Genomic DNA, 1,039 nt, shown 5'->3' with positions numbered 1-1,039 from the left:
AGCACAAAGGGGCGCGAACTATAAAGACTTGGGGCTAGAAAGTCGAGACAAATTGACTATAAAACATACAAGACTGTCGAAGTAAGCCTGGCCGTTACTCCTGTTCTGCATCCACACCATAATGTCTACGCATAAGGTAGGCATAAGCTGTAGTAAATGCGGCTTCTTGCATCACTTTCAGGCCTGTTTCTTCAAAAGGTACCGGGATAGGGTTTTTCTTAACAGCTGCTTTGATATCAACTGGGGTTATCAAGCGAACATCGACTCCATCAATCAGTTCAATTGCAGCCTCCATTTTGAAACCAATCGCACCACCGGCAAACTTACCTTTTGTCGGTCTCTCTCGAATAATTACGGTATCTATTTGATAGTCTGTCATCAGTTTGGCAAACGTAGCCTGAAAGTACTTTAGACTATGGCTCTTCTCTAGCGTCACTTTTCTTACGCGACAGTCAGGGATATCGAATATCTCATCATCCATGGACAAGAGACAAATAATCGCATCACTACCCTTTAATTCAACACCACATACTTTCATAACTAAATCTCAATATTAGGAATGGCTGCATTGTAGGTAAATCTGCACGCTAATGAAATGATCAATAGCTGTTGGCGTATAGATTTCATGACAGATCAAGTAAAGCCCGGAATTAAACAGCCTAGCGGTGTCATATATCAAGTTCAAGATAAAGCCGCTACACTGCACGCCATTTTCCCACTATCAATAATCGAGATATCCATGAGCTTTCAAACCCTAGGTCTTTCCCCTCAATTATTGACTCATCTGCTTGAGCTCGGCTACCTTGACGCAACGCCTATCCAACAAGCAGCTATTCCTGAAGTTCTCGCCGGCCACGATGTGATGGCTGGGGCACAAACCGGTACGGGCAAAACCGCAGCCTTTGCCCTTCCCATTATTCAAAAACTTATTGATGCTCAAAACACCCTTAAGCCAATTAATGACAACATTGAAGAAAGCTCCTGCCAGTCACCCAAAGCCTTAGTATTAACACCTACACGAGAATTAGCACTACAAGTA

At 43.2% G+C, this 1,039-nt stretch carries 2 protein-coding genes; one reads left to right on the top strand and one right to left on the bottom strand.

Annotation, left to right across the window (positions count from 1 at the left end; genetic code table 11):
• Positions 1-94: 94 nt before the first annotated feature.
• Entirely contained in the window at positions 95-538 is a 444-nt protein-coding gene (locus tag A3757_RS00395) for a DUF3010 family protein (protein ID WP_068509463.1), read from the bottom strand.
• A gap of 87 nt (positions 539-625) precedes the next feature.
• Here A3757_RS00395 and A3757_RS00390 point away from each other — a divergent pair.
• The coding region (locus A3757_RS00390) for a DEAD/DEAH box helicase (RefSeq protein WP_231878173.1) at positions 626-1,039 on the top strand (414 nt) is incomplete at its 3' end.

The sequence above is a fragment of the Oleiphilus sp. HI0117 genome (assembly GCF_001635235.1).
This window is presented reverse-complemented; position numbering and strand designations above follow the sequence as displayed.